The sequence below is a fragment of the Bradyrhizobium barranii subsp. apii genome, assembly GCF_011516635.5.
GTDB classification, from domain to species: domain Bacteria; phylum Pseudomonadota; class Alphaproteobacteria; order Rhizobiales; family Xanthobacteraceae; genus Bradyrhizobium; species Bradyrhizobium barranii.
This window is the reverse complement of record NZ_CP096255.1, coordinates 4,920,304-4,940,098: the sequence shown is the minus strand read 5'-3', so window position 1 is coordinate 4,940,098 and position 19,795 is coordinate 4,920,304. Positions and strand designations below refer to the sequence as shown.

Genomic DNA, 19,795 nt, shown 5'->3' with positions numbered 1-19,795 from the left:
CTGACATGTCTGACATCCTGACCAAGATCGAAGCCTACAAGCGCGAAGAGATCGCAGCCGCCAAGCGCGCGCAGCCGCTCTCGGAAGTCGAGGCCAAAGCCAAGGCGCAGGGAGCCCCACGCGGCTTCGTGCGCGCGATCAAGGCCAAGCACGCCAATGGCGACTACGCGCTGATTGCCGAGGTCAAGAAAGCCTCGCCGTCGAAGGGGCTGATCCGCGCCGATTTCGATCCGCCGCTGCTCGCCAAGGCCTATGAGGCCGGCGGTGCGGCCTGTCTGTCGGTCCTGACCGACACGCCCTCGTTCCAGGGCCATCTCGATTTCATGGTGGCGGCGCGCGCGGCAACGTCGCTCCCGGTGCTGCGCAAGGATTTCATGTTCGACACCTATCAGGTGATTGAAGCGCGTGCGCATGGCGCCGACTGCATCCTGATCATCATGGCCGCGCTCGACGATGCCACCGCCAAGGATCTCGAGGACGCCGCCCTCGCCTACGGCATGGACGTGCTGATCGAAATCCACGACCGCGCCGAGCTCGACCGTGCGCTGAAGCTGCGTTCGCCGATGATCGGCGTCAACAACCGCAATTTGCGCACCTTTGAGACCACGCTCGCGACCAGCGAGACGCTGGCGCCGCTGATCCCTGCGGAACGGCTGATGGTTGGCGAGAGCGGCATCTTCACGCCCGCCGATCTCGCCCGGCTCGAGCGCGTCGGCATGTCGACCTTCCTGGTCGGCGAGAGCCTGATGCGCCAGGCCGACGTGACCGCCGCCACCCGCACGCTGCTTGCGCGCGAGAACGCGCCGCGCGCGACGGGCACGCGCTGACATGGCGCGCAAGCCCGCCAAGGCCAGGCAATCCAAAGCGAAAGCCGGCCCTGCCCTCACCCATATCGGCGCCTCCGGCGAGGCGCGGATGGTGGACGTGTCGGACAAGCCCGCGACCGAACGGCTCGCGGTCGCCGAAGGCCACGTCGTCATGACCAAGGCGACCCTTGATCTCATCGTCTCGGGCAACGCCAAGAAAGGCGACGTGCTCGGCACCGCGCGCATCGCCGGCATCATGGCCGCCAAGCGCACCTCGGAGCTGATCCCGCTCTGTCATCCCCTCGCGCTGTCGAAGGTCACCGTCGACATCGAGCCCGACCCGAAACTGCCAGGCTGCCTCGTCCGCGCCAGCGTGAAGGTGACGGGCCCGACCGGCGTCGAGATGGAGGCGCTCACGGCGGTGTCGGTCGCCTGCCTCACCATCTACGACATGATCAAGGCGGTCGAACGCGGCGTGCGCATCGAAGGCATCCATCTGGTCGAGAAGCTCGGCGGCAAGTCGGGCCACTACCGCGCCTGAGCGCAGCATGATCTATTTCGCCTCGCGCTGCCGCTCGCGATAGGCGCGCGTCTTCATCCGGTTGCCGCACAGCGTCGACATGCACCACCGCCGCGTCGATGGTTTCGAGCGGTCGAAGAACACCCGGCGGCATTCCTCCGACGCACACATCTTCAGCCGGTCCAGCGTTCCCACAAGCGTTGCGTCATGGAGCTCGATCGCGATGGCCGAGAGGCCTGCGAGCGCATCCTCGCGCGCTGCCGACAGCATCGCGCCACGGCCTGCGCGCGCCTCCACCCGCAACGGAAACGGCGCGAGCGCCTCATTGAGAGTGCCGAGAACGCTCCTGTTCCGGAGCCGCTCGGCAGGCTCACATTGCAGATAGGCGCGCAAGGCGCCGCGCAGTCGTAGCGCAGTCTCAAACATCGCGGGCGTGACACGCCCGCCCTCGGCGCCAAGGCCGCGTTCCCGCATCCAGTCCGCAAGTTCCTTCGGCCCGCCAAGCTCATCGCTCTCCGGATGCTCCACGCCGAAATGCGTGAAGTGGCGAACATCGAGCGTGTTGGCGAAATCGTAGACGTTCGCCAGCGTGTCGGGAACCTGGAATTTGCGCGACTCTTTCGACATCGGAACACCAAAGATTGGAACACCAGTAAAACAGATTTACTGGTTGACAGCAAGCGACACCTGTATCCTAATTATACTAGTGTCGAATCCTTCGGGATCGAGCGCCCATTGCGATCACCAGAACGGAGACCCCGAACCGATGGCCGACGCCCTGCACTATCTCGAACTCACCGCGCTCGCAGCGCGCCTCAAGGCGCGCGACGTCTCCGCGCTGGACGTGACGCGCGCGCAACTCGACCGTATCGAGGCCATGGACCGGGATCTCGGCAGCTACGTTCACGTGATGGCAGAAACGGCCATCGCCGAGGCAAAAGCCGCGGACGCCGAAATCGCACAGGGCCGGTATCGGGGGCCGCTGCATGGCGTGCCGATTGCGCTCAAGGACCTGTTCTGGACCAAGGGCATTCCGACGGCGGCCGGCACCATGCTTCATCGCGACTTTCGTCCCCACGAAGCCGCAACCGTCGTGCGCCGGCTCAAGGACGCAGGCGCCGTGATACTCGGCAAGCTGCAACTCACCGAGGGCGCCTATTCCGATCACCATCCATTGGTGACGCCGCCGAAGAATCCGTGGAATGCGAGTTACTGGCCGGGCATTTCGTCCAGTGGCTCGGCGGTCGCAACCGCTGCCGGGCTTTGCTTCGGCTCGCTCGGCTCCGACACCGGCGGTTCGATCCGCTGGCCCTGCGCCGCCAACGGGCTGACCGGATTGAAGCCGAGCTGGGGTCGCGTCAGCCGACACGGCGCCTTCGAGCTGGCAGCGACGCTCGACCATGTCGGACCGATCGGCCGCAGCGCGGCCGATGCGGGCGCGCTGCTCGGCGTCATTGCGGGACACGACCCCAACGACCCCACCTCGGTGTTCAATCCGGTGCCCGACTATCTGGCCGCGGCCGCACAGGACGTGCGAAGCTTGCGGATCGGCGTCGATGCCGCCTGGAACAGCGACGACGTGGACGTTAAGACACAACACGTGCTGGCGGACGCTATCGATGCGTTCCGTGCGCTCGGCGCCGGCATCGTCGATGTCAGATTTCCCGACGTCATGCAGGCGATTGCCGACTGGACACCGAATTGTGCGGTGGAAGCTGCGGTCGCGCACGAGGCGACCTATCCTGCCCGCAAGGATGAGTATGGTCCGATGCTCGCCTCGCTGATCGAGGCCGGTCGCGCTCTCTCTGCTCTCGACTATCCGAAGATCATGCTGCGGCGGCTGGCGCTGCGCGGCCGGGTCACCGCGCTGTTCGAGACCATTGACCTGCTGCTGATCCCGGTACACCCGTTCCCGCCGGTGACGCTCGCCATGATCCAGACGCTCGGCGAGCAGCCGGATCTGATCGCGAAGCTGCAGCGCTACACCTGCCCGTTCGACGTGACCGGTCATCCCACGATCACGCTACCGGGTGGTGCATCGGCCGACGGACTGCCGATCGCGTTCCAGCTCGTCGCCGCTCATCTCGACGAGGCCATGCTCGTGCGCGCCGGCGCGGCGTTCCAGCGTACCACGTCCTGGCATCGTTGCCATCCTTCCCTCAGCTCGCGGAGGCAGCATTGACCGTTCAATCCACGCTCGTTCAGCGAAGCATTTTCCATGGCTGGTTCGTCGTCGCGGCGGCATTTGCCGTCATGTTCGTCGGCTTCGGCTCCGCCTACACGTTCAGCGCATTTCTGGAGCCGCTCCAGCGCGATTTCGGCGCCTCGCGCGGTTCGATCTCGCTCGTGTTTTCGATTGCGGGCTTTCTGTACTTCGCGCTCGGACTCGTCAGCGGTCCCCTCGCCGACCGGCTCGGCTCGCGTCCGCTGGCCATAGCCGGCATGATCCTGATCGCGGTCGGACTTGCGGCGGCGAGCGCGGCACGTTCCCTTGTCGAGGTCTATCTCGCCTACGGGCTGGGCGTCGGCCTCGGCCTCGGCTGCGCCTATGTTCCCGCGATCGGCGCGGTGCAACGCTGGTTCGTCAAGCGCCGCGGCTTCGCCTCCGGGCTCGCGGTGAGCGGCATCGGGCTCGGTACGCTGGCGATGCCGCCGCTCGCCTCATTGCTGATCGCATCGGTGGGCTGGCGCGGCGCCTATCTGGTGCTGGGCGCGATCGCGCTGGTGCTGGGCGGCGGAGCGTCGCTGCTGATCGAGAACGATCCGAAGCACCGCGGCCTCGGACCCGACGGTGATCCGCCTCGCGAGGCCGCGGGCGCAAGCAATGCCGGCGGCGCTTCGGTGCGCGAGGCCGTCCGGTCGACGCGGTTCATCGCCCTCTACCTATCGTGTCTGGTCTGCTCGTTCGGCGCCTTCGTCCCGTTCGTCCATCTCGTGCCATACGCGCGCGACCACGGGGTCGCGGCGTCCTCTGCGGTGCTGCTGCTCGGCGTGATCGGGGCCGGCAGCACCGCAGGCCGCTTCTTTCTCGGCGCGCTCGCCGACCGGATGGGTCGCGACCGCTCGCTCATCATGGTCCTGGTCGGAATGGCGTTCGCGATGGCGATCTGGGCCATCGCCGCCGATGTCTGGACCCTCGCCGCTTTTGCCTTCGTCTACGGCGTGTTCTACGGCGGCTGGGTCGCGGTGCTGCCCGCTGTGGTCATGGACTATTTTGGCGGACGCAACGTCAGCGGAATCATCGGTATTCTCTACACCAGCGTGGCGTTCGGCACGCTGGTTGGCCCGAGTGCGGCCGGTTTCGCCTACGACGTCAACCACAGCTATACCTTGCCGATCCTGATCAGCGCCGCCGCGAACGTCGTCGCGGCGCTGATCGTGGCGGCGATATTGGCGCGCGGCGGAGCCCACGCGATCAGCGCAGCGAAGAGCTGATCGACCCGAATTTGGCGTTAAGCTTGGAGCCCATGCCGTTCACGACGGAAATGATGGCCAGCGCGATGCCGGCGGCAATCAGGCCGTATTCGATCGCGGTCGCACCACGCTCGTCGGCCAGGAAGTTCTTCAAGGTGTTTGTCATCGTTCGTGTCCTCTCTGTGTCGTCGGCAGGCATGTTCGCAAATCACGTGCCAATGCCGACTCGAGGATCGCCAACATCTTAGATGGTTAAGCCTTGGTTGACCGTGGCACGACCGGCAGGAATTGACCGGCATCGCGAGAGCGTCCGGCAATTCCTGCACGTCTTGCGTCGCGCGCATCGATTGCTTTTGTACGCGGCCGTTCATGTCGCATTAACCGCGCTTCCTAACTTCGCCTCCATATCGTTTCCGTAAACCAACGGATGTTCTCGGGATCAAGAAGCGATCCTGACGTGTGCGCGGCAACGATCGACATGATGACGAAATACGGCAGTCGCCTCTTTGACCAGGTCTTCGTGCGCAGCGGACCGATCCGCTGGCTGGTGGTGGGCGGCACGTTGCTGATCGCGGCCATCGCCATTGGCTCGGTCCTGATGGCGCAGAATTTCCGAGAGCGCGCGCTGCGCAACAGCGGGCGCGAGCTGGAAAACACCGTCCTTCTGCTCGCTCATCATTTCGATCAGCAGTTGCAGGATTTCGCGGTCATCCAGAAGGATTTCGTCGACCACGTCCGCGCGACCGGCATCGCAAGCGCCGAGGACTATCGCAAGCGCCTCTCCGGCCAGGACGTCCACCGGATGCTGCGCTCCAAGATCGAGGCGCTGCCCTACATGGGCGGCGTCAACATCATCGATGCCGAAGGCAATCTGATCAACTCCTCTACGGCATGGCCGGCCCCCAAAGTGAACGTCGCCGATCGCGCCTATTTTCGCACTTTCAAATACGATCCTTACTCGCCGAACGTGCTGATCGAGCCGGTGCACAGCCGCGTCTCCGGCGCCTGGACCATCCTGATCGTGCGCAAGATCGTGGGACCGAACGGCGAGTTCATGGGCGTGGTCGGACGCGGCATCGAACCGGCCAATTTCGAGAAGTTCTTCGCCTCCGTCGTGGTCGGCGAAGGCGCCACGATCTCGATGCTGCATCGCGACGGCACGCTGCTCGCTCGCTATCCCCATTCCAGCGAGCAGATGGGCAGGAATTTCAAGACCGGCCCGTTCGAGCAGCAGAGGATCTTCGGGCTCGATCACTTCGCCGGCCGCATCATGAGCCCCGTCGACGGAGAAGACCGTCTGATCTCCTCGCGTGCCCTGCCCCACTTCCCGATCCTGATGATGGCCACCACAACGCGCGCGGCGGCGCTGACGGACTGGCGCGAGCAGATCGGCATCCTGATCTCGGTTGCGGGCGCCTCCGCGCTCGCCATCGCGGGCGTGCTGATCGCGATCGTGCGCAAGCTGCTGGAGCAGCACCGCGCCTCCCGCGAGCGGCTGACGCTGGAGAAGCAGCGCCTCGACCGCGCCGTCAACAACATGACGCAGGGCCTGCTGCTGTTCGATGCCGAGCGGCGGCTGGTGATCTGCAACCAGCGCTACATCGAGATGTACGGCCTGTCGGCCGAGGTGGTGAAGCCCGGCTCCAGCTTCCACGACATCATCGCCCACCGCAAGGCGACCGGCTCGTTCACTGGCGACATCGGCGACTATGTCGTCCGTGTGCTGCGCGACATCCATGTGCGTAACTCCATGGTGGTCGACACCTCCGACGGGCGCTCGATCCACATCCTCAACGAGCCGCTCGCGGACGGCGGCTGGGTGGCGACCCACGAAGACGTCACCGAGCGCCGACGCATCGAGGAGCGCATCACCCACCTCGCCCATTACGACGCGCTGACCGACCTGCCCAACCGCACCATGTTCCACGAGCACCTGCGCGCGGAGCTCGCCGCCATCGCCGGTGGCGAAGAGATCGCGGTGCATTACATCGACATCGACGAGTTCAAGGGCGTCAACGACGCGCTCGGCCATCTCGTCGGCGACGAGCTGTTGAAATCGATCGCGACGAGCCTCAGCCGCTGCGCAGGCCCGGCGGACTTCGTGGCGCGGCTCGGCGGCGACGAATTCGCCATCGTGCAGAGCGCGGTGACGTCGCTGGAGCAGGTCAACGAGCTCGTCGCGCGGGTCTTCCAGGCCATCCGCGCGCCGTTCGACTGCATGGGCCATCATCTCACCACGGACGCCAGTATCGGCATCGCGCTGGCGCCACGACACGGCACCGCGCTGGACCAGATCCTGAAGAACGCGGACATGGCGATGTATGCCGCCAAGGCCGCCGGACGCCGCACCTATCGCTTCTTCGAGCCGGAGATGGACGCCAAGGTCCGCGAGCGGCGGCAGCTCGAGATCGATCTGCGCCACGCCATCGCCCAGGGTGGGCTCGAAGGCGGGCTCGAGGTCTATTACCAGCCCTGCCTTGCCCTGAAGGACGACCGCATCACCGGCTGCGAGGCGCTGGTGCGCTGGCGCCATCCCGAGCGCGGCATGGTCTCGCCCGCCGAGTTCATTCCGATCGCCGAAGACACCGGCCTGATCAACGAGATCGGCGAATGGGTGCTGGCCACCGCCTGCCGCGATGCCGCCAGCTGGCCCGACGACATCCGCCTCGCCGTCAACGTCTCGCCGGTGCAGTTCAAGAGCGGCACGCTGGCGCTGAAGATCATGGCGGCCCTTGCCGCCTCCAATTTGCCGGCGAGCCGGCTCGAGCTCGAGATCACCGAGGCCGTGCTGATTCGCGACGACGACGCCGCGCTTGCGATCCTGCACCAGCTCCGCGCCATCGGCGTGCGGATCGTGCTCGACGATTTCGGCACCGGCTACTCCTCGCTGAGCTATCTGCACCGCTTCCCGTTCGACAAGATCAAGATCGACCGCTGCTTCGTCAGCGACATCGCCGGTCCCGACGGCTCCGCCAGCATCGTGCAGGCCGTCGTCAACCTGGCTGCCGCCCGCCGCATGACCACCACGGCCGAGGGCGTCGAGACCGAGGAGCAGCAGCGCCTGCTCCGTGCGCTCGGCTGCTCCGAGATGCAGGGCTATCTGTTCAGTGCCGCAAAACCGGCCGACAAGGTGCTGGAGCTGTTCGCGCTGCATCGCAGCCGCCTCGCCCAGCGCGGCGGCGAGGGAAGCCGGCGCCGCGAGGCAAGCTAGGGCGGTCTTCCCAACAATTGGAAGCGTCACCGCACGAATTCGCCCGGGAGCGGTCATCCGCTCCCGGGCGATATCTGGACGTCGTAAGGCTTAGTTCGGTACCGCCGCCTTCGGCGCAGGCTTGGCGGCGACCGCATTCGCGGTCACGCCGTGCAGGAAGTCGTAGGCCGCATGCAGGGCCTTGTCGTCCTTCTCTTCCGGCGGGACGTAGGACTGCGATCCGGTCTGCTCGGTACCGTCGGCGGCCTGCAGATGGCCGCGCATCTGGGACTCCGCCATGGTGTCCATCCGGCCCTTCAGCTCGGGCGGCACATCCTGGAGGATCTCGATGTCGGGCGCGATGCCCTGGGCCTGGATCGAGCGGCCCGACGGCGTGTAGTAGCGCGCCGTGGTCAGCGCCAGCGCGCCATTGCCGGCGCCGAGCGGAATGATGGTCTGCACCGAGCCCTTGCCGAACGAGCGCGTGCCGATGATCGTGGCACGCTTGTGGTCATGCAGCGCGCCTGCAACGATCTCCGAGGCCGAAGCCGAGCCGCCATTGACCAGAATCACCAGCGGCTTGCCCTTGGTGAGGTCGCCGCCATGGGCGGTGAAGCGCTGGGTCTCTTCGGGATTGCGGCCGCGGGTCGAGACGACCTCGCCGCGCTGGAGGAAGGCGCTCGACACCGACACGGCCTGGTCGAGCAAACCGCCCGGATTGTTGCGCAGGTCCATCACGTAGCCGACCAGCTTCTCCGGCGGGACCTCCTTGGAGATCGACGCGATCGCCTTCTTCAGGCCGTCGGTGGTCTGCTCGTTGAACGAGGTGACGCGGATATAGCCGATGTCGCCGTTCTCGACGTGGAAGCGCACCGGACGCACATGGATGATCTCGCGCTTGATCGCGACGTCGAGCGGGGCGTCGGCGCCCTTGCGCACGATGGTGAGCTTGGTCTGGGTATCGACCGGCCCCTTCATCTTGTTGACGGCCTGCTCGAGCGTCATGCCCTGCACGGCATCGCCGTCGATCTTGCTGATGAGGTCGCCGGACATGATCCCGGCCTTGGACGCTGGCGTGTCGTCGATCGGCGAGACGACCTTGACCAGGCCGTCCTCCATCGTGACCTCGATGCCGAGCCCGCCGAACTCGCCGGAGGTGGTCTCCTGCATCTCGGTCCAGGCCTTGTCGTTCATGTAGCGTGAATGCGGATCGAGCGAGGTCACCATGCCGGTGATCGCACCCTCGATCAGCTTGGAATTGTCGGGCTTCTCGACATAGCTCGCCTTCACCCGCTCGAACACTTCGCCGAACAGATTGAGCCGGGAATAGGCATCATCCGCGCTCGCTGCCGCCCGTGCCGCCCATACTCCACCGTGCGGGCTGGCGACCAGAAGGGTTAGACACGCTCCCGTGAGCGCGCCCAGGGGGAACAGCAGGTTTTTCCGCATGGATAGGCTGGCCTTCTTGCTGGAGCTTTGCTTTGGGCTTGTGAGGCGCCATGCAAATGGCGATCCAGCCCGCTGTTCACAATACCATTCTGGTTTCTTCAAGGCCGGGACGCCACGCCGGCGGGTACATCGTAAAAATCCCTTCGCCCGGGCCTAAACTTTTGGCAACGTTCCGAAACCGTTTCGCGCAAGGCGGGAAGCGGCCCGACCGGCCCACGCCTCGCAGCTATGCGATTTTAGGATGGTTTTGGAGGGCCGGACACGATACGCGATGACAATAACGCTTCAAATTCTCGGGAGGACAACAATGAATGACGCGCCCCGCATCCGGCCGGAAAGGAACGTCGAACTCGGCGCCAGCGCCGAGCCATTCCAGAACCTGCACGAATTCATCCGCAAGGCGCGCGCCAACCTCAACCAGAACGCCTGGGACTATATCGTCGGCGCCGCCGAGACCGAGACCACGATGCGCCGCAACCGCATGGCGCTGGACGAGATCGCCTTCCGGCCGCGCGTACTGCGCGACGTCCGCGAGGTCGACGGCTCGGTCGAGCTGTTCGGGCGCAGGATGCGGCTGCCGGTGGTGCTGGCCCCTGTCGGCGCACTGGAGATCTTCGATCCGGATGGCGCGGCGAGCGTCGCCCGCGCCTGCGGCACCTTCGGCGCGGCGCACATGCTGAGCTCGGTGTCCGAGCCCGGCCTGGAGAAGACCGCCGAGGCCGCCCCTGATGCGCTGCGGCTCTATCAACTCTATGTGCGCGGCGACGACGATTTCGTCGCCGATGTCGTCAGCCGGAGCGAGAAGAACGCCTACGCCGCCTTCTGCCTGACCGTTGATACCGCCCATTACAGCCGTCGCGAACGTGACATTGCCAAGCGCTATGTTCGCGAGAGCCGCCTGCGCGCCACCGGCGGCGATTACCAGAAGGGCCTGGAGTGGCGGACCGTGAAGATGATCAAGGACAAGTTCAAGATCCCGCTCATCCTGAAGGGCATCGCCACCGCCGAGGACGCCCGGATCGCGGTCGATCACGGCGTCGAGTGGATCTACGTCTCCAACCATGGCGGCCGCCAGCTCGATCACGGCCGCGGTGCCATGCATGTGCTGCCCGAGATCGTCGAGGCCGTGAAGGGACGCGCCAAGATCATGGTCGACGGCGGCTTCTGCCGCGGCACCGACATCGTCAAGGCGATCGCGGCGGGCGCGGACATGGTCGGCATCGACCGGCTGCAATGCTGGGCATTGGCCGCAGCCGGCGAGGCCGGCGTGAGGCGAATGCTGGAGCTGCTCGAGGACGAGGTGCTGCGCTGCCTCGGCCTCTTGGGCGCTACCTCGTTCGCCGAGGTCGACAAGTCCTGCCTGCACCAGGCGACCGCAACGAATGCGCCGAGCGTGTTCAGCGCGTTCCCGCTGTTCGACCACGACCCCTATCGATACTGAGTGAAAGGATGCAATGAGCTCGCTCTCTCCCGGCAGCGCGGACGCGCTCCTGTTCGATCTCGGGCGCGTCGTGCTCGACATCGATTTCTCCAAGGCGATCGCCTGCTGGGCGGGACATGCCGGCTGCAAGCCGGAAGCCATCGTCGCGCGCTATGTGCGGGACAGCGAAGCCTACCGGCTGCACGAGGTCGGCAAGATCAGCGACGAGGCCTATTTTGACTCACTGCGCGTCTCGCTCGGGATCGGCATTTCGGACGCGCAGTTCCTGGAGGGCTGGAATGCGATCTTCGCCGGCGAGATGCCCGACATCGCCGAGTTGCTGCCGCGTGCGGCAAAGCAGTTGCCGCTCTACGCCTTCTCCAACACCAACCGGCCTCATGTGGACCACTTCTCGAAGGAATATGGCGGCCTGCTCGGCCATTTCCGCGAGCTGTATCTGTCGTCCAGCATCGGCCTGCGCAAACCCGATGTGGAGGCCTTCGACCATGTCGTGGCCGCGATCGGCGTGCCCGCGAACCGTATCGTGTTCTTCGACGATCTTGCCGAGAACATCGAAGGAGCGCGGTCGCGCGGCCTGACCACGGTCCACGTGACCTCGCCCCGCGACGTCGGGAACGCCCTCGAGGCGCTCGGAATCTGATCTCTGGCCGGCAAGCCGACGGGCCGCGAATGGAACTATTTTGCCGGGGGGCGAGGAACCAAGTCCCTTTGTGCATTTTTATACAGAGTTCCCGGAACGATTGCCCCTCTCAGGACTCATGAGTCCGTTGGGAATTCTACATCGGGCTTATCGTCGTGTTGGGCAAAACCTACCTCACCAAGCAGGCCTCTCTGCTGATGAAATTCGCCAGGACCACATCGGATTCTGAGCTTTCCGCCAAGCTGATCAGCAAGGCCGCCGACCTGAAATCCCGGGCCGACCCGCTGCCTGACAGGGATCAGGGCCCCGCAGCGCCGGACGTCAGTCCGTACAAGCCGTCGGGGAGTTGACCGATGCTGGCCGTGGCTCTCGTCCTTCTCGTCCTCGCCATGGCCATCCTTGTACCGGTCTGTCTCGCCTTCTGGATCATGCCGCGGCGGACTTGATGCTCACCCTTCATCGCAGAGCGGATGACGCAGGATAAATCATCCTGCGCGGCCACTCTTTTGCCTCTGCGCCTGCACTCGGCTAGAACTCTCGCCGCCGATTTGCCCGAACGGGCCCAGCAGGAGTTTTCACCCGTGGCCCTGATGCCGGTTTCCGACGCGCTCGCTGCGGTGCTGGCGGGCGCAGAGCCGCTGCCTGAAGAGATGATCGCGCTCGACGCAGCCTTCCACCGCGTGCTCGCGCGCGACGTCGCCGCGCGGCGCACGCAGCCGCCGCAGGCGATGTCGGCAATGGACGGCTATGCGGTGCGCGCGGTCGATGCGGCGAAGATCGACTCCCAGCTCACCCTGATCGGCGAGGTCGCGGCGGGCCGCCCGATTGCGGGATCGGTCGGCGCCGGCGAGGCCGTGCGTATCTTCACCGGCGGTGTCGTTCCCGATGGCGCTGATGCGGTCGTGATCCAGGAGGACACGATCGCGGACGGCAAGCGCATCACCATCAAGGAAGCCGCCGTAACGGGGCGGCACATCCGCCCCGCCGGCGTCGACTTCTCGGAAGGCGACGTGCTGCTGCGCAAGGGAGCCCGGCTCACCGAGCGCGACCTCGCGCTCGCCGCCGGCATGAATTACCCGCAACTGCCGGTCCGGCGACGCCCGAAGGTCGCGATCCTCGCGACCGGCGACGAGCTGGTGATGCCGGGCACCACGCCCGGTCCCGGCCAGATCGTCTATTCCAACGGCTACGCCCTGCACGCGCTCGCCCGCAGCGAGGGCGCCGACACCATCGACCTCGGCGTTGCCGCCGACACGCTGGAGGCCACCACGGCCGGCATCGGCCGCGCGCGGGAAAGCGGCGCCGACATCCTGATCACGACGGGCGGCGCCTCTGTCGGCGACCACGATCTGGTCCAGCAGGCGCTGAGGGACGAAGGTATCTCGATGGCGTTCTGGAAGATCGCGATGCGGCCGGGTAAGCCGATGATGAACGGGCGGCTCGGCGCGATGCGCGTGATCGGCCTGCCCGGCAATCCCGTGTCATCCTATGTTTGCGGCTTCCTGTTCATGGTGCCGTTGATTCGCGCGCTTTCGGGCCGTTCGATGATTCATCACCGCCGCGAACGCGCGGTGCTCGGCCGCGATGTCGGCGCCAATGACCAGCGCGAGGATTACCTGCGCGCACGCCTCGAGCTGCGCGACGACGGTACGCTCGTCGCCCTTCCGGTCAATCACCAGGATTCCTCGCTGCTTGCGAATCTCGCTGCGGCACAGGCACTTCTCGTGCGCGCGCCATTCGCGTCGAAGGCCGAAGCCGGCACGCCTTGCGAGGTCTTGCGGCTGCCCGTCTGAGCGCTTCGTTCGCGTGCGTTCCGCGAACTTTGTCGCGCTCACGGTAAATTAAGCAGTTGCGGAACATGTATCGAACATATAGTGTCCGTTCATGATTTGTTTCGAGAATGTAGCGGCTTACTGCTGAATTCAGCGTCTCGGAATCGAACGACATCAACCGGGGGATTTTGGTCGAGATGTTAACGCGCAAACAATACGAGCTCCTGCGGTTCATCAGCGAACGGCTGAAGGAAAGCGGCGTGCCGCCCTCCTTCGATGAGATGAAGGACGCGCTCGACCTGCGCTCGAAATCGGGCATCCATCGCCTGATCACCGCGCTCGAGGAGCGCGGCTTCATCCGGCGCCTGCCCAACCGGGCCCGCGCCATCGAGGTGATCAAGCTGCCCGAGCTTCAGGCCGCCGCCGGCAGCCGCCGCGGCTTCACGCCGAGCGTCATCGAAGGCAATCTCGGCAAGGTCCGCACGACTTCGAGCCCGCCGCCGGACGAGGGCGAGCGCCCCGTCGCGGTCCCCGTGATGGGCCGCATCGCGGCCGGTACGCCGATCGAGGCCTTGCAGACCCGCAGCCACACCATCAGCGTACCGCCTGACATGCTCGGCTCGGGCGAACATTACGCGCTCGAAGTGCGCGGCGATTCCATGGTCGAGGCCGGCATTCTCGACGGCGACATGGCGCTGATCCAGCGCAACGAGAGCGCCGATACCGGCGATATCGTGGTGGCGCTGATCGACGACGAGGAGGCGACGCTCAAGCGCTTCCGCCGCCGCGGCGCCTCGATCGCGCTCGAGCCCGCCAATGCGGCCTATGAGGTCCGCATTCTGCCGCCCAACCGGGTGAAGATCCAGGGCAAGCTGATCGGACTGTACCGGAAGTATTGATACCGAACGTGCCGGTATCGGTCATTTCGCGCCCCGCGCGCTTTCGATCGGCATCGCCGATCCGGGATTGGAGCGGACGATTGTCCGCTTCCGCTGGATAGTCTTTCTGGTTTCGCGCAGATTATCCGGCCCCTCCTCCAGCGGTACATCCTCGGCACGCCACACGAAGCAGCCCTGCTTCGCGGCCTTCAGGTTCGAGGAGAAGTCATGCGCCAGATCGTTCTGAGCACACTTGCTGTGGCGCTGATCGCAGCATCGGCCGCGCAAGCCTTGGCCGCGCAATCGCGGCCCCATGCCCGCAAGGATACCGCCGTAAGCGAGCAAGTCCGCAAGGTCCTCGACGCCGTCGACCAACCGTCGCGGCCGGGCTGGCAATATTCCGGCTGGTCGGCGCCTGCGGGGCGCTGACACGCGCCTGCGGAATGCAAAGGGGCGGGCTTTGTTCCTGGTGGATTCGGGAAAGTTAATGTGATTGCGGCCTGCGGCGGCGAGCCGTAGATTTGCCTACAACCCGGCAGAACGTTTGGTATTTCCACTCTGATAGAGGCCTGCGCCTCGATTAAGAGACGTGGGTCGCTATCCCTGCATGAGGAGCACCCGATGTGTGACTACAGCCTGCATGCCGTCGCGTCGCGTCCCGCCGAAGTCGGCGAGACGATCGTCACGACAACCTTCCGCGGCACCTCGACGCGCGGCTTTGCCTCCGCGGCCGATCCGACCGTCGCGGTCTGCCTGCTCCCGGGAACGGAGCTCGCCTTCGCCGACAACGTCCGCTACGACAATCGCTGGATCTGGACGCGCACCGTCAATTCGCGCGTCGGCAAGTTCGGCAAGATCGATCCGCACATTCCCGATCGCCATCATGATGCGATCGAATTCCCCGACGGCAAATCCGTGCTGGTGACGCAGCTGGTCGAAGGCCAGCGTGCGACCGTGCTGCAGCTACCGGTGACCCAGCCGCTCGGCGAGCGCGAGCACAAGCCGCAGACCATCACCGACAGCCGGCCAACCAGCACCCGCCTGCCGATCGGCTGACATCGCCATTCCCGGCCGGCAGGTCGGGCCAGGATTGAAAATCGCCATCGCCGGCCGAGGCCGGCGAGATGGTGTTGCTCGTGCCCCGCGAAACGCCATCTGGCGGACCAAGCCGTTGTGCCTCCCACCGCACGAAGTTTGCGCTGTCCTGCCTGAATTTTAAACGTCCGTTCCGCAGCCAAATGGCCGATGCTTGGTGCGGCTTGAGACGGCGGGCACGTTCGATGAAGACCTTCATTCGCGTCGTTGAACTCTGGGTGCCTGACCGCACGCGCATGCGGCTGGAATTCGGCGGCGGCCTCTACGGCGAAGGGTTGTCCGCGTTTAGGGACGTGAGCGAGGATCTGCACTTCGGATATGACGAGGGACTTCCCGGCAAGGCCTGGGCCAGCGGCCACCCCGTGATCCTCACCAGATTCACCGATTCCTATTTCAAGCGGACCGATCAGGCCATCGCCGCCGGGCTGACCTGCGGCGTGGCGGTGCCGGTGTTTTCAGGCGAATTCCTGCAAGCTGTCATGGTGCTGTTCTGCGGCGACGACGAGGCCCATGTCGGCGCGATCGAGCTCTGGCACAACGATGCCGAAACCTCCCACGAGATGGGGCTCGTCGACGGCTATTACGGCACCGCCGACATGTTCGAATTCAACTCCCGCCACACCAGATTTCCGCGTGGCTTCGGCCTGCCCGGCCGCATCTGGAAAGCCGGCCTGCCGCTGATCATCAAGGACCTGCACGATGCCAGGAGTTTTCTGCGCTGGGAGGACGCCGCCAAGGTCGGAATCAATCTCGGCGTCGGCGTTCCCTACCGGACCGGCACCGATCAAACCTGGGTGCTGACATTTCTCTCCGCGCAGGCGACCCCGATTGCGCGACGCTTCGAGATCTGGGTCCCTGTGTCTTGGAAGCCTGTCATGATGGAGTGGGCGGGAAGCCGTTGGGTCCTTGGCGCTTGACGCCGTGATCCGGCCCGGTCTCCCGCCCGTTCCATCTATCAACCTGAACAGTTGCACGAGGCTGCGGCAACAGACCTCGCATCACAGGGACAGGCACCGTGATCATACCCCTTCGTTACGTCGGAATCGACGTCTCCAAACAACATCTCGATATCTTCGATGAGGGCTTGGGTGTGCCGGAGCGCATCGCCAACGCGCCGCAGGCCATCACACAGATCGTGGCGCGTTGGCGATGCGACGTGCTGGTCGTCTTCGAGGCAACGGGTGTCTATGATCTCGAACTTCGCGAGGCGCTGGGTCAGGCCGGTATCCGCTTCGCGCGGATCAACCCGGCCCGGGCTCGCGACTTTGCGCGCGCCAGCGGCCAGCTCGCCAAGACCGACCCGATCGATGCGAGGATGCTGGCGGCCTTTGCGCGGGCCCTGAAGCCAGCCACCGAGCAAATTGCCAATCCCGCCCGCAATGCCTTGGCGAGGCTCGCAAAACGGCGGGATCAGCTGGTCCTCATGCGTGCGCAGGAGAAGAACCGGCGCAGCGAGGCCGACGACCGTGCCATGGCCGATCGTATCGGCCGTCTCATCGAGGTCCTCGACGGCGAGATCGCCGAGATCGAGGCCGACATCAGCACGCTGATCAAGACCGAGCCGGAGATCTCGGGCGATGCGCAGTTGATACGTTCACTTCCTGGCGTGGGTCCCGTAACCTGCATGCAACTGATCGCGCAGATGCCGGAACTCGGAAAAGTGGGACCGAAGCAGGTGGCAGCGCTAGCCGGCCTGGCTCCCTTCAACGTGGCTTACCGTGGCAAACGTAAGATCGCCGGGGGCCGAAAGCGCGTCCGTGATGCCCTTTACATGGCTGCTCTCAACGCGGTCCGCCGGGCCGATCCGTTCAAGGTCTTTTACGTACGATTGCGACAGGCCGGCAAACCAGCCAAACTCGCCCTCATTGCCGTCGCCAGGAAGCTGCTGACGGTCCTCAACGCCATGATGCGCGACAGGAAGCCCTACCTGAACGTCAAGCCGACATAACAGTTGCCGGACGAGGCCCGTTCGGCGCTGGTCTTCCGCACCGGCGATTGCAGCGCGCAGACCGACCTCGCCGCGCTCTATGCGACGAAATCCATCGCCAAAGGCGAAGGCAGCATCGGCGGGGCCTGGGCCACCGGCATGCCCGCGCTCAACGACGATCTCGCGCGTGACGGCTCGGTCGCGGCCTCGCAGGCCAGCGCCTCTGGACTGAGCCAGATGGTCGTCCTGCCGGTGATCGGCAATGCCAGGCTCGACGCCGTGCTGGCCTGGTATCTGTAACCCGTCCGCTCAATCCTCAGCCTGCAGGTCCGCTTCCGATGGCGTCGCGTCGCGGTTGCGGGGAGCCCCCGCCTGCGGCGCAAGGCTCGCGCTGAAATCCGCCTCGCCGGCCGCCGCCGGCGACCACGGACGGTCTGTCCCCCTCGTCTTCGCCGCCTGAACCGCAAAGCCGTCGCCGCTTCGCGTCAGTGCCAGCGCGCCCTGCCTTGCGAGACGCTGACGGTCGACAACCATGGCCGCGCAATCCGGCGGCGCCGGCCGCGCCGTCACCACCAGCGCGGCCCGGCTGCAATCGTCAGCCAATGAATCGATGCGCAAGGCCAGCGCGACCAGGCGCCCGTCGGCGAGCGGCGTCACGCAGCCGGCTTCGTCGCACGACACGCCGGCGGCCAGTGAGGCACTGCCGGCATCGCGCGGATCGGCGTCGGCGGCGAGCCATTCCTTCAGAAGAAAACTGTCCTTGCTCGACCTGATCAGATGCAGGTGCCCATCCCTGCCCCGCACCGCGACGCTCTGGCCGTCACCGGCGATCAGGACATCGGGCTGCCGCGCGCACAGTCCCCAGAGGATCGCGGCCAACAACACCACCGCGCCGGCCCAGCGCAACGGCGTGCGCAACAAGCCCATCACGATGATTCCCAAGCTTGCCGCGATCAGCGGTGCTATGCCAAAAGCCGAGATGCGGCCGACCGCGCCCGGCAAAGCGGCCACCCAGCGCGACACCGCAACCATCCAGTCGATGCCGATCCCCATCAGCCACCAGAACGGACCATCGAGTCCGAACGGCGCTGCAATCAAGCCCAACAGGCCCGCGGGCATCACCAGGGCCGAGACCACCGGCATCGCCCCGAGGTTGGCAAGCACGCCGAACGGCGTCACGCGGTGAAAATGGAAGGCGGCATAGGGCGTGGTCGCGAGCCCCGCGATCAGCGAGGCCAGGAATAGCATCGCGATCTCGCGCCCGCCCCACATTGCAATCCGCGCGGTCGCGGAATGATCGGGCGACGCAAACAGGTTCGGCATGCCGATCTGCACCAGTGCCACCAGTCCGAGCGTCGCGGCGAAGGACATTTGAAAACTCGGATGCACCAGCGCCTCCGGCGCGACCGCGAGCACGATCAGCGCGGCCACAGCCAGCGTGCGGAAGGTGATGGCACGGCGATCGACCATGACCGCGATCAACACCACCGCCGTCATGAAGAACGAGCGTTGTGTGGCGACCTCCGCACCCGACAGCAGCAGATAGAACGCGGCTGCGACCAGCGCGGCGGCCGCCGACCATTTCTTGATGGCAAAGCCGGCCGCCATTCCAGGAATCAACGCCAGCAGCGCGCGCACCGCGAAGAAGACCACGCCGGCGACGACCGCCATGTGATAGCCGGAAATCGAGAGCACATGTCCGAGCCCCGAGATGAACATGGCGTCGTTGACGGGCGTGGTAATCGCGTCGCGCCGGCCCGTGAGCAGCGCGGTCGCAATCGCCCGGTTGTCGCCCTCGAGCGTGGCGCGGATGCGCGCGTCGATCGCATCGCGCAGACCCTGCATGAAGGCGGCATAACGCAGCCGCAAGCCGCCGGCATCCGGCGGCACCGATGCCGCAATCGTGCCCATCACGAAGCCGGAGGCGCCGATGCCCTGGAAGAACATGTCGCGCGAAAAGTCATAGCTGCCGGGGCGCACCGGCGACAACGGCGGCAACAGCCGCGCCTTCAACTGCACGAAGCTGCCGACCTCGGGCGCAGTCCCCTTGCGCACGGAGAGGCGCACGCGCTCGAGCTTGACGTCGCTGCGCTGCGCCTCCATCGCGGTGACGCGCAGCACGAAGCGGTCGGTGCGCTCGCGGATGTCGCGGGTCTCGACGAAGCCCGACAGCGAGACGGAATAAAGCGGCTTTGCCAGCACCGTGTGCGCGATCCGCGCCGTCTTCCAGGTCGCCGTGGCAAAGCCGGCCGCGACCGCCGCGATCATGATCGCCGGCGCAAACAACCGGCTCCGCCGCAACAGCACGGCGCCAAGCATGAGCGCGATGGCCGTCGCGGCAACGACCCACAGCACCGGTTCATGATCGGCGGCAAAGTAGAGAGCGATGCCGCCGCCGAACGCGACCGGCACCCATGGCAACAACCGCCCGGCGCCGGCCTCGGCGCGCGCCCATTCGCTCAGGGTCCCGGCCAGCGACGTCCAGAGGTCGAACCCAGCCGGCGCGAGGCCGCCCGCGGATGCAGCTCGGCCGACGGGCCAAGTCCCCGCAATCCAAGTCCCCGCGATCCCCTGGGACCGAACTGGCCGGCCCGGCTCCGCCATTCCCTGCACCTTACGATACGCGACAGGCCAGGAGGCTACCGGAACGTGCGGCTGCGCGA

19 protein-coding genes are annotated in these 19,795 nt (G+C 65.8%); 15 read left to right on the top strand and 4 right to left on the bottom strand.

What is annotated here, in order from left to right; all coding sequences use genetic code 11:
* Positions 1-5: 5 nt before the first annotated feature.
* On the top strand, positions 6-827 hold the full coding sequence (gene trpC / locus HAP41_RS23450; protein WP_166096896.1) for an indole-3-glycerol phosphate synthase TrpC: 822 nt from the start codon (positions 6-8) through the stop codon (positions 825-827).
* Between the two features lies 1 nt (position 828).
* Positions 829-1,347, top strand: a complete 519-nt coding sequence (gene moaC / locus HAP41_RS23445; protein ID WP_166096900.1) for a cyclic pyranopterin monophosphate synthase MoaC — start codon at positions 829-831, stop codon at positions 1,345-1,347.
* Positions 1,348-1,359: 12 nt separating this feature from the next.
* On the opposite strand, the gene HAP41_RS23440 is transcribed toward moaC, so the two are convergent.
* A complete protein-coding gene (locus HAP41_RS23440; protein ID WP_166096904.1) occupies positions 1,360-1,953 on the bottom strand; it encodes a CGNR zinc finger domain-containing protein in 594 nt (197 codons plus the stop codon).
* A 139-nt stretch (positions 1,954-2,092) separates the two neighbouring features.
* Between HAP41_RS23440 and HAP41_RS23435 the strand changes: the two genes are divergently transcribed.
* Positions 2,093-3,508, top strand: coding sequence for an amidase (locus HAP41_RS23435; protein ID WP_166096906.1), 1,416 nt, complete (start codon positions 2,093-2,095; stop codon positions 3,506-3,508).
* Positions 3,505-4,761: an MFS transporter gene (locus HAP41_RS23430; protein WP_166096908.1), complete on the top strand. Its 1,257-nt coding sequence runs from the start codon at positions 3,505-3,507 to the stop codon at positions 4,759-4,761. Before HAP41_RS23435 ends, HAP41_RS23430 begins: the two co-directional genes overlap by 4 nt.
* On the opposite strand, the gene HAP41_RS23425 is transcribed toward HAP41_RS23430, so the two are convergent.
* Entirely contained in the window at positions 4,742-4,906 is a 165-nt protein-coding gene (locus HAP41_RS23425) for a Flp family type IVb pilin (protein WP_028149628.1), read from the bottom strand. The genes HAP41_RS23430 and HAP41_RS23425 overlap by 20 nt on opposite strands.
* 312 nt (positions 4,907-5,218) lie before the next feature.
* On the opposite strand from HAP41_RS23425, the gene HAP41_RS23420 reads away from it, so the two are divergent.
* Positions 5,219-7,951 (top strand): bifunctional diguanylate cyclase/phosphodiesterase, encoded by a 2,733-nt coding sequence (locus HAP41_RS23420; RefSeq protein WP_166105831.1) that lies wholly within the window; start codon positions 5,219-5,221, stop codon positions 7,949-7,951.
* A gap of 90 nt (positions 7,952-8,041) precedes the next feature.
* Here the strand turns inward: HAP41_RS23420 and HAP41_RS23415 are convergent, their stop codons facing one another.
* Positions 8,042-9,379, bottom strand: coding sequence for a S41 family peptidase (locus HAP41_RS23415; protein ID WP_028149630.1), 1,338 nt, complete (start codon positions 9,377-9,379; stop codon positions 8,042-8,044).
* Between the two features lie 307 nt (positions 9,380-9,686).
* On the opposite strand from HAP41_RS23415, the gene HAP41_RS23410 reads away from it, so the two are divergent.
* The 10 genes from HAP41_RS23410 to HAP41_RS23365 all read left to right on the top strand — a co-directional run bounded on the left by HAP41_RS23410 (position 9,687) and on the right by HAP41_RS23365 (position 17,432).
* Complete coding sequence (locus HAP41_RS23410) at positions 9,687-10,820, top strand: alpha-hydroxy acid oxidase (protein WP_166096911.1); 1,134 nt, start codon at positions 9,687-9,689, stop codon at positions 10,818-10,820.
* A 13-nt stretch (positions 10,821-10,833) separates the two neighbouring features.
* Entirely contained in the window at positions 10,834-11,460 is a 627-nt protein-coding gene (locus HAP41_RS23405) for an HAD family hydrolase (protein ID WP_166096915.1), read from the top strand.
* 155 nt (positions 11,461-11,615) lie between these two features.
* Entirely contained in the window at positions 11,616-11,810 is a 195-nt protein-coding gene (locus HAP41_RS23400; protein ID WP_166096919.1) for a hypothetical protein, read from the top strand.
* A 231-nt stretch (positions 11,811-12,041) separates the two neighbouring features.
* Positions 12,042-13,253 (top strand): molybdopterin molybdotransferase MoeA, encoded by a 1,212-nt coding sequence (locus HAP41_RS23395; RefSeq protein WP_166096921.1) that lies wholly within the window; start codon positions 12,042-12,044, stop codon positions 13,251-13,253.
* A gap of 176 nt (positions 13,254-13,429) precedes the next feature.
* Complete coding sequence (gene lexA / locus HAP41_RS23390; RefSeq protein ID WP_166096924.1) at positions 13,430-14,131, top strand: transcriptional repressor LexA; 702 nt, start codon at positions 13,430-13,432, stop codon at positions 14,129-14,131.
* Between the two features lie 207 nt (positions 14,132-14,338).
* Positions 14,339-14,539, top strand: coding sequence for a hypothetical protein (locus HAP41_RS23385; protein ID WP_166096927.1), 201 nt, complete (start codon positions 14,339-14,341; stop codon positions 14,537-14,539).
* Between the two features lie 192 nt (positions 14,540-14,731).
* Positions 14,732-15,166: a hypothetical protein gene (locus tag HAP41_RS23380; RefSeq protein ID WP_166096930.1), complete on the top strand. Its 435-nt coding sequence runs from the start codon at positions 14,732-14,734 to the stop codon at positions 15,164-15,166.
* 224 nt (positions 15,167-15,390) lie between these two features.
* Complete coding sequence (locus HAP41_RS23375; RefSeq protein ID WP_224580765.1) at positions 15,391-16,122, top strand: GAF domain-containing protein; 732 nt, start codon at positions 15,391-15,393, stop codon at positions 16,120-16,122.
* Between the two features lie 98 nt (positions 16,123-16,220).
* A complete protein-coding gene (locus tag HAP41_RS23370) occupies positions 16,221-17,153 on the top strand; it encodes an IS110 family RNA-guided transposase (protein ID WP_166065194.1) in 933 nt (310 codons plus the stop codon).
* A gap of 3 nt (positions 17,154-17,156) precedes the next feature.
* Complete coding sequence (locus tag HAP41_RS23365; protein WP_224580766.1) at positions 17,157-17,432, top strand: hypothetical protein; 276 nt, start codon at positions 17,157-17,159, stop codon at positions 17,430-17,432.
* 9 nt (positions 17,433-17,441) lie between these two features.
* On the opposite strand, the gene HAP41_RS23360 is transcribed toward HAP41_RS23365, so the two are convergent.
* Positions 17,442-19,736 (bottom strand): ComEC/Rec2 family competence protein, encoded by a 2,295-nt coding sequence (locus HAP41_RS23360; RefSeq protein WP_166096933.1) that lies wholly within the window; start codon positions 19,734-19,736, stop codon positions 17,442-17,444.
* Positions 19,737-19,795 lie beyond the last annotated feature (59 nt).